General features: G+C 48.0%; 2 protein-coding genes. Both read left to right on the top strand.

Annotated elements, in window-relative coordinates:
• Positions 1 to 424: 424 nt before the first annotated feature.
• Positions 425 to 610, top strand: a complete 186-nt coding sequence (locus ACVBEF_RS21230; RefSeq protein WP_447125877.1) for a hypothetical protein — start codon at positions 425 to 427, stop codon at positions 608 to 610.
• Between the two features lie 19 nt (positions 611 to 629).
• Positions 630 to 773, top strand: a complete 144-nt coding sequence (locus ACVBEF_RS21225; protein WP_447125876.1) for a hypothetical protein — start codon at positions 630 to 632, stop codon at positions 771 to 773.
• Positions 774 to 1,068 lie beyond the last annotated feature (295 nt).

The raw sequence follows: 1,068 nt of genomic DNA, 5'->3' as shown, positions 1-1,068 counted from the left end.
AAGCAACGGCAACTGTGGCTGCGCCTGCAAGGTCAAAAACAACTTCAAAAACAACTTCAAAAACAACCGCTCTGACTTAGTCACCAATTACTGTACTCCTGAGCATTAATTGTTCTGGCAGCTAAAAAATCGTATAAAAACTGTAATCACAAAAAATTGCCATTTACTGTTGATCTTCGTTTTTAGCCCGAGTTTTGTGTCAACCGCTTCTCTCATAGAAATACAGGCTTGACAGCCTGATGCAAAAATCCCTGGGCCGTGTAATGCGGTCTGGGGTCACTAAGTTCGTCCTCTCTGGGCGACAGTGACGGTGAAGCCTTCGGGCTTGCTGGTTTTTGATTTTTGCCCAGTCTGTCAACGCCGTCATTTGTCGCCCACCCCCGTTTTACCAACGGGAAGTTCAACAGAGCTAAAGGATCGAATAATGCCTGATACAACCAATGCTACACATCAAAAACTCAGTGACGCCATCGACACCGAGCAATACATTTATCTGCATGACTTTGCCACCCGTACTGCCGCCTTTTCTCAAGGCATCACCATTTGCGTCAACCTCCACGAAGCCAACGAAGCTTTCCGATCCAACCCTAACCCTGCTAATACTGCTTAGCTTTGCTGATTGCGCTGCATTGAAAACATTCGCCATCGAAGCAGCAGCGCTGCCAGGCGAACATGCGATCTGCGAAACTGAATGGGTCAATACACAGATCGGGACGCTACGAAAAGCCAGAAAAGCTGCGCTGAAAGAAGCAGCGCAAGCCTGCGCTGAATAAGACGTATAACGTGAACGGCGATCGCCTTTGCTGTTCCTCGTCAAAGCTATAACCAACCGTTCTAACTGAGTAGCCCGGAAGGCTTATCGAAGTCTGCGCTAGCGCATGCAATCCTTCGATACGCTACGCTACTCAGGACGAACGGTTTATTGAAATTAAAAAAATACACCTCGACTTAAACTCCCCCGTCGCATAATTTTCGATAAGAAAACTACACAACAATGACAAAGGCTGCGGTTGTTGACCTTGCCGGCGCAGCCACAGTTGGTGTTGCCTTTGACCTTGCCGGCGCAGC

The organism is Glaciimonas sp. GG7 (genome assembly GCF_052976905.1).
Note: the sequence above shows the minus strand (reverse complement) of the source record. Positions and strands in the feature narration are given on the sequence as shown.